We start from the raw sequence: 6,764 nt of genomic DNA on the forward strand, positions 1-6,764 counted from the left end.
ACTCGGCGGCGCCGCTGCCGCCACAACCACGCTGGCCGCACCGGTCTATGCGCAGGGCAACCGCACACTGACATTGGTCACCTCGGTGCCCGATGGGTTCGCGGTGTTTGACGACGCGGCACAGCTCGCGATCACCTACATCACCGCCATGACCGATGGGCAGTTGAGCTTCAACAAGATGCCCGCCGGCAGCCTGGTGGGCGCTTTTGAAGTGTTCGACGCCGTTTCGTCCGGACAGGCCGACCTGTATCACTCGGCAGAATACTATTTCCTCAACCAGCATCCCGCCTTCGCATTCTTCACCGCAGTGCCCTTCGGCATGACGGCGCAGGAAATGGCCAACTGGTACTACCGTCGCGGCGGCCAGGAACTGCACGACAATCTGTCGTCCTTGTTCGGCCTCAAGCCGCTGATGTGCGGACAGACGGCGATGCAGCCCGGCGGCTGGTTCAACAAGGAAATCGCCTCCGTCGATGACCTGCAGGGCCTGCGGTTCCGCATGCCGGGTCAGGGCGGTCAGGTTCTGGGGCGTCTGGGTGCGTCGGTTCAGAACATTCCGGGCGGCGAGATCTATCAGGCGCTTGCCTCGAACCAGATCGACGGTGCCGAGTGGATCGGGCCCTACGCAGACGAGCGGATGGGCTTCCAGGAAGTTACAAAGATCTACTACGCCGCTGGTTTCCACGAGCCGGGCTCGACTCTGTCGCTGGTCTTCAACCAGCAGATCTGGGAATCGCTGACACCCACGCAGCAGACCATCTGCAAGATCGCCTGCGAGGCGGCCCATGCGCAGAATACCGCGCTGTCGCTTGCTGAAAATGGTGCAGCGCTGGCCCGCTTGCAGGCCGTTGGCGTTCAGGTTCGCCAGTTCCCCGCCGAAGTCTGGGATGCGTTCGGTCGTGCGGCATTGGAAGTCCGCAACGAGAGCATGGGCGACCCGATCTATGCCGAGATCGCCAACAGCGTGTTTGCGTCCATAAAGGAATCCTCCGGCTGGTACGAGATTGCAGATGGCGAATTCATGCGCCAGCGCAACCGCGTGAACGCAGGCTGATTTCAGCCCAAAAAGGCGCTCTGCCCGGCCCGAAAGGTCGCCGGGCAGGGCGCAATTTGCGCTTGATCCGTGACTGTACGCGCCCCGCACGGGGCACGCGTGCCGGGGAGACCACTGCATGATGGATACCATTTTCTGGGTGCTTCAGAATTTCGCTCTGGCACCGTATCATTTGTTCGTTGCCGTGACCAATCCGGGCCTCTGGCTTGACTGGACCAACGCTGAATCCGTGATGCGCGTGATCTATTACGGCGCCTCGGTCGAGTTGTTCTTTGTTGTCATGACCGTTGTTATCCTGATCACCGCGCTCGGCATGGCCTGGAAGCGCGACATATTGTGGTGGGGTGTGCGCATTCTTGAAGGATTTGCGAACGCTGTCGGGCGCACAGCCGCCTGGGCGGGCCTGTTCATGGTGTTCGTTCAGGTCATGATCGTGTTCCTGCAGCGGATTTTCCGGGTTGCGGAAATTCAGCTTGGCCCATTTGGCACCGCATTTACCCAAGATCTGAGCTGGTGGGCCGAGAGCCTCAAGTTTCACAACGCCATCGTCGTGTGTCTGTGCGTGACCTACACCTTTGTGCAAGGCGGGCATGTGCGCGTCGATCTGGTTTATTCGGCGGTCAAGCACCGCACGAAACGCGCGATCGACATGTTTGGCTGCATCTTCTTCATGCTGCCCGCGATCGTGATCACCTACATGTATGCCTGGTTTTTCATGTGGCGCCACCTGATGACGCCCACTGTCACCTCGACCAGCGATCTGGACCGGTTGCTGGCGCAGGCGCGCATCTTCAAGTGGAATGTTGAAACCACGGGTTTCAGCCCGAATGGATTTGACGCCTATTTCCTGTTCAAGGTCCTGATCGTGCTGTTTTGCGTTCTTGTCTTCATTCACGCGGTTGCGTTCTTCTGGCGCTCTTATCTCGAGTGGCTCGAAGGCGAAGAGAGCGCGGGCAAGTATCTGGACCGCGACAAGACCGGCGACGAGGCCGAAGACCTCGAGCATTCCATTCATTCCGGGTCGACCTGACCCGAGACGGACACACGCAGGCAACCGCGCTTAGCCAAGGGGACTAGAGAGCATGCTTTTCGGATTGGATGGGGTCGAGATCGGTCTGATCATCGTCTTCCTCACTCTCTTCGCGGGGATCATGACCGGCTTTCCGGTGGCCTTTGCCATCGCAGGCGCGGGTGTGATTTCCTTTGCCATCATCGCCGCACTCGACAGTGCGGGGCTTTTGATCCACCAGTCGATCGATACCGGTTCGGCGGAATACGCGGCGCTTTTGGCCGAGGGGGTGATCCGGGAATCCATATCGATTTTCCGATACCCCGACTTGCCGATCAAGGACGTGCCCGTGTTCCCCGGCGGCTGGGAACAGGCGATGGAGCGCAACATCTCGTTCATCGTCAACCGGATGAACGAGCGTGTGATCGCGGGCCAGTCCATCGAAACGCTGCTGGCTGTGCTGATGTTCGTGATGATGGGCATCGTGCTGGAACGCTCAAAGATCGCCGAGGATCTGCTGACCACGATGGCGCGCGTCTTTGGCCCGCTGCCGGGCGGGCTTGCGGTGTCGATCGTGATCGTGGGCGCTTTCCTTGCGGCGTCCACCGGCATCGTGGGGGCCACGGTGGTCACCATGGGTCTGCTGGCGCTGCCCACCATGCTGCGCAACAACTATTCGCCGGAATTGGCGACGGGTGTGATCGCGGCTTCGGGCACGCTGGGCCAGATCATTCCGCCGTCGATCGTGATCGTCTTGCTGGGTACGCTGGTGGGTGATCTTTACGCCACCGGTCAGGAATCCCGCGCCAAGCTTTCGGGTTGCACCGACGCGCTGACCTTTCTGGGGGAACCGGCCGTGCTGTCGGTCGGCACGCTGTTTCAGGCCGCCTTGCTGCCTGGCCTGTTCCTTGCGCTGCTCTATGGCATGTACGCCTTTGGCTTTGCCATGCTGCGCCCGGCCAGTGCGCCGCCAGTGCAGATGTCGGCCGGCGGCGGTGAGCCTGTGACCCGCAACGAGGCGCTGACCTGGTATCTGGCAGCACCGCTTGGCTTGATCCTTGCCGTGGTGCTGGCCGCCGGCGCCGGTCTTGTGGGCAGCCAGACCATCGCCGTGTCGGATTATGCCGATCGCGACAACACCAATATCTTGCGCACCAATGTGTCCGAGCAATGCCAAGCCTCGATGATCGCCCTTCATGGTCAAGAGGCATGGGATTTCTCGGTCGAGCAACGCGCCGCCATGGTCGCCGCCGGACAGACCGGTGATGTCGTCTTGCGCAGCGACGAGGAACGGGCCGTGGCACTCGAGGCCGCCCTGGCCAATGCCCCGGCCATCGGTTCGGGTGTGGCCACGGTGTTCACCCTGCTGGCTCTGATGTTGATCCTGGCGCGTGGGGTGTCACCCTCATCCAACCCCGCTCCATTGATCGCGGGCGGTGTCGGTGTGGTGTTGGCTCTGATCTGCGATATCTTGTTCATCGGTCCGCTGAGCGGGAACGGGGCGACATTCTTGATCCTGGCCATCCCGTTCTTCCTGACGCTCTATGGAGCGCGCATCGCGGTGGTGCGCTTGTCACAAAACGACTTGCTGCGCGTGGTGTTCCCGCCGCTGGTCCTGATCGTGGCGGTGTTGGGGTCGATCCTGGGTGGCATCACCAACCCGACCCCGGCCGCCGCATTGGGGGCTGCGGGCGCCATCATGCTGGCGGCCTATCGCAAGCTGAAGGAAGAAAACGGCAAGTCCAAGATCATCATCTGGTCAAGCTTTGCCTTGATCATCATGATCTTGTTCGGGGTGAATTTCGACCTGCGCATCACGCGCACCGACATTCCGCTGCAAGACTGGATCGCCTACGTCATCGCGCAATTCGCGTATCACTTTGCCTTCTTTGGCCTGTTGTTCAGCGCCTGGGTGCTGTTGCGCACCAATATCATGGGCCCTGTGGTGCGTGAAACCGCCAAGGTGACATCGATGGTGTTCACCATTCTGATCGGGTCGCAGCTGTTGAACCTTGTGCTGATCTCGTTCGGGGGCGAGCATCACATCCAGCAATACCTGCGCAGCTTTGACAATGAGCTGGTGGTGTTCTTTGTGGTGATGGCGATCTTGTTCATCCTGGGCTTTGTGCTCGATTTCCTGGAGATCATCTACATCGTGATCCCGATCGTGGGGCCGGTGATCTATGGCGGCACGCTGGATCCGGCATGGGTGACGATCATGATCGCGATCAACCTTCAGACCTCGTTCCTGACGCCGCCCTTTGGATTTGCGCTGTTCTATCTGCGCGGGGTAGCCCCCAGAACGGTCACCACCGGCCATATCTATCGCGGTGTGCTGCCCTTTGTCGGCATTCAGATCCTGTGCCTTGTGCTGCTGTATGTCTTCCCAGGCATTGTCACCATCTTGCCCGATCTTTTGGGCTAGGTCGGCGTCTACCCTGCGACGGTCATCGGGGGGCCCTTGGGCCCCCCTTTGCACGTCTGGCGCAGCCGCAATTCAAGGGAGCCGGGCACAGGGCCGGTTGGCCCCGCATGACCGCGTCTGGCGGAATTTGTACCAAGGATATCGTGGATCCGAAAAAAGGACGCCACCGTCGTGGCGTGCTCAATTTTCCGCGCGCAGATCGGGCAGGGTGATCTGTGCCACCTGTTGGGCGATGGGTTCGACCGACAAGGGGTGGGTCCGGTTGGAATAGCCTGCCGGGTCGCCCAGCGCTTGCCACTGGCCGCCCATATAGACCTCGGTTGCGGGAAAGCGGGCCTTGTAGCCCATCTTGGGCGAGCCCGGCACCCAATAGCCCAGATACACGTAAGGCAGACCCGCTTCGCGCGCCAAGTCGATATGGTCGAGGATCATATGCGTGCCCAAACTGTCGGCCGCGCGATCCGGGTCGAAAAAGGAATAGACAAGGCTAAGACCGTCATCAAGAATATCGGTCAGACAAACCGCTGCCAGCCGCTCGGTGCCCGCCGTCTCTTCGCGGTATTCTATCACGCGCGAGCGCACCGGTGTTTCCTCGATCATGGCGGCGAATTCGAAGACATCCATATCGGCCATGCCGCCATCAGCATGGCGGGCGTCAAGATAGCGCCGGAAAAGATCATACTGTGCTTCGGTCGCCCAAGCAGAGCGCGCAACACGGGCCAAGCCGCTGTTACGCCGCAAGATCTTGCGGTGGCCGCGGTTGGGGGTGAAATCGGCCACCCGGATGCGCGCTGAAAGACAGGCTGCACAATCGGTGCAGGACGGGCGATACAGCACGTTCTGCGACCGACGAAACCCCTGCTTGGACAGCGCATTGTTGAGTGTCTCGGCCTGTTCGCCCTGCAGCGCCGTGAACAGCTTTCGCTCACGCCTCCCATCGAGATAGGGGCATTTCTGCGGGGCAGTCACATAGAACTGTGTCGCGATCGGCAGGGTGTGGCGCATGGTCCGTTGCGGTCAGGGCCGGTGCAGGTCTTTGATCGACAGCCTGCACCACGCCCGCCTCGGCCCGCAACTGTTTTTTCGCTGGGATGTCGCGACCTCTCAGCGCGGGCGGTTCAGTGCGGCCGATCCCAGCAGCAGATCATGCAGCCCCTGATGACGTGGTCCCAGCGCGATCATGATGATGGAAATCAACTGCAAGATCACAAAGGCCGCAGCCACCATGTAGCACAGCGTGTGCAAGATCGCTTCGCGGCGTGAAAGCTGCGCGCCTGTGGGGCCACGCAACTCAAGGTTCATCAACCGCATCCCCAACGTCGCCGAGCCCGACGCGATGCTGCCCGCCCGATAGAGGAAATCGACCGCAAGATAGACCAGCGGCCAAACCCACCAAAGCAGCGTCAAGGTCAGCACCCCGAGCAAAAAGGTCGTCGCGGTCACGATGATCACATCCACGACCCAGGCAAACAACCGTTTGACCGGGACGCCGTCATAAAAGGCATGATCATATTCAGGGTCGGGCAGGCCATGGGACATGGGCAATGACATGACGTCACTCCAGGGATTCGGAAAGGGGCGCAGCGTGCGCCCCCTCCCGAATTGTGACAGGGGGCAGGGGCCAGACAGTGGTCAAGCCGCGTCGGTGTCGGGGCGGGGCTTGGGCGCCTGGGCGCGATCTTCCAGAAACTGGTCAAACTCTGCCTTGTCCTTGGCAGCGCGCAGGCGCTGCAGAAAGGCCTCGAATGCCTCTTGCTCCTGTTCCAGACGATGCAAGGTGTCAGCCTTGTAGGCGTCAAAGGCGCTGTTGCCCGAGCTGCGGCTGACGGGCTGACCAAGCGGTGGGGCACGCCGCATCTCGCACGACGTGTTGAACAATCGCCTGCTCCAGATCAGATAGGCCAGCAGCACAAGCCCAACGGGCCAGAACACGATGAACACCAGCACCAGTGCCGCGATCCATGCGCCTTTTCCCTTGCTGTCCAGCCAAGCCTCGCCGCGCGAAAACCAGCCGTGCATCGCATCTTGGGGGCGGGTCGTTGTCATGTTTGGGGTCACGTCGGAGGGTCCTTTCGACTGCGTATGTTAATGTTTATCACATGCTCCGAAATGGGAAGGGTTTCGCGACATGCAAGACCCCAGCCGCAAAAAGTAAAGCAGATTTACATCCAGCCCACTGGCGCGGTTTTGCCTTGCGCTCAAGCGCCCGCATAGGCTATTGCGCCGCGCACGGACAGTTGGCCGAGTGGTCGAAGGCGCACGCCTGGAAAGTGTGT

Annotated in this window: 6 protein-coding genes; 3 read left to right on the forward strand and 3 right to left on the reverse strand. The window is 60.8% G+C overall.

From position 1 onward, the window contains the following. The 3 genes from Q0094_RS07595 to Q0094_RS07605 all read left to right on the forward strand — a co-directional run. The coding region (locus Q0094_RS07595) for a TRAP transporter substrate-binding protein (RefSeq protein WP_297617275.1) at window positions 1-1,054 on the forward strand (1,054 nt) is incomplete at its 5' end. Between the two features lie 118 nt (window positions 1,055-1,172). Beyond that, a complete protein-coding gene (locus Q0094_RS07600; RefSeq protein WP_297617277.1) occupies window positions 1,173-2,084 on the forward strand; it encodes a TRAP transporter small permease subunit in 912 nt (303 codons plus the stop codon). Window positions 2,085-2,136: 52 nt separating this feature from the next. After that, window positions 2,137-4,488, forward strand: coding sequence for a TRAP transporter large permease subunit (locus Q0094_RS07605; protein ID WP_297617280.1), 2,352 nt, complete (start codon window positions 2,137-2,139; stop codon window positions 4,486-4,488). Window positions 4,489-4,668: 180 nt separating this feature from the next. Here the strand turns inward: Q0094_RS07605 and Q0094_RS07610 are convergent, their stop codons facing one another. The 3 genes from Q0094_RS07610 to Q0094_RS07620 all read right to left on the reverse strand — a co-directional run bounded on the left by Q0094_RS07610 (window position 4,669) and on the right by Q0094_RS07620 (window position 6,534). Then, window positions 4,669-5,493 carry an arginyltransferase gene (locus Q0094_RS07610; protein WP_297617283.1) on the reverse strand — a complete coding sequence of 275 codons (825 nt, stop codon included), beginning with the start codon at window positions 5,491-5,493 and terminating at the stop codon, window positions 4,669-4,671. A 99-nt stretch (window positions 5,494-5,592) separates the two neighbouring features. Beyond that, a complete protein-coding gene (locus tag Q0094_RS07615) occupies window positions 5,593-6,027 on the reverse strand; it encodes an RDD family protein (protein WP_297617286.1) in 435 nt (144 codons plus the stop codon). A gap of 93 nt (window positions 6,028-6,120) precedes the next feature. Beyond that, a complete protein-coding gene (locus tag Q0094_RS07620; RefSeq protein WP_297617289.1) occupies window positions 6,121-6,534 on the reverse strand; it encodes a DUF2852 domain-containing protein in 414 nt (137 codons plus the stop codon). Window positions 6,535-6,764: the final 230 nt, after the last annotated feature.

The sequence above is a fragment of the uncultured Roseicyclus sp. genome, from assembly GCF_937892565.1.
Taxonomy (GTDB): domain Bacteria; phylum Pseudomonadota; class Alphaproteobacteria; order Rhodobacterales; family Rhodobacteraceae; genus Roseicyclus.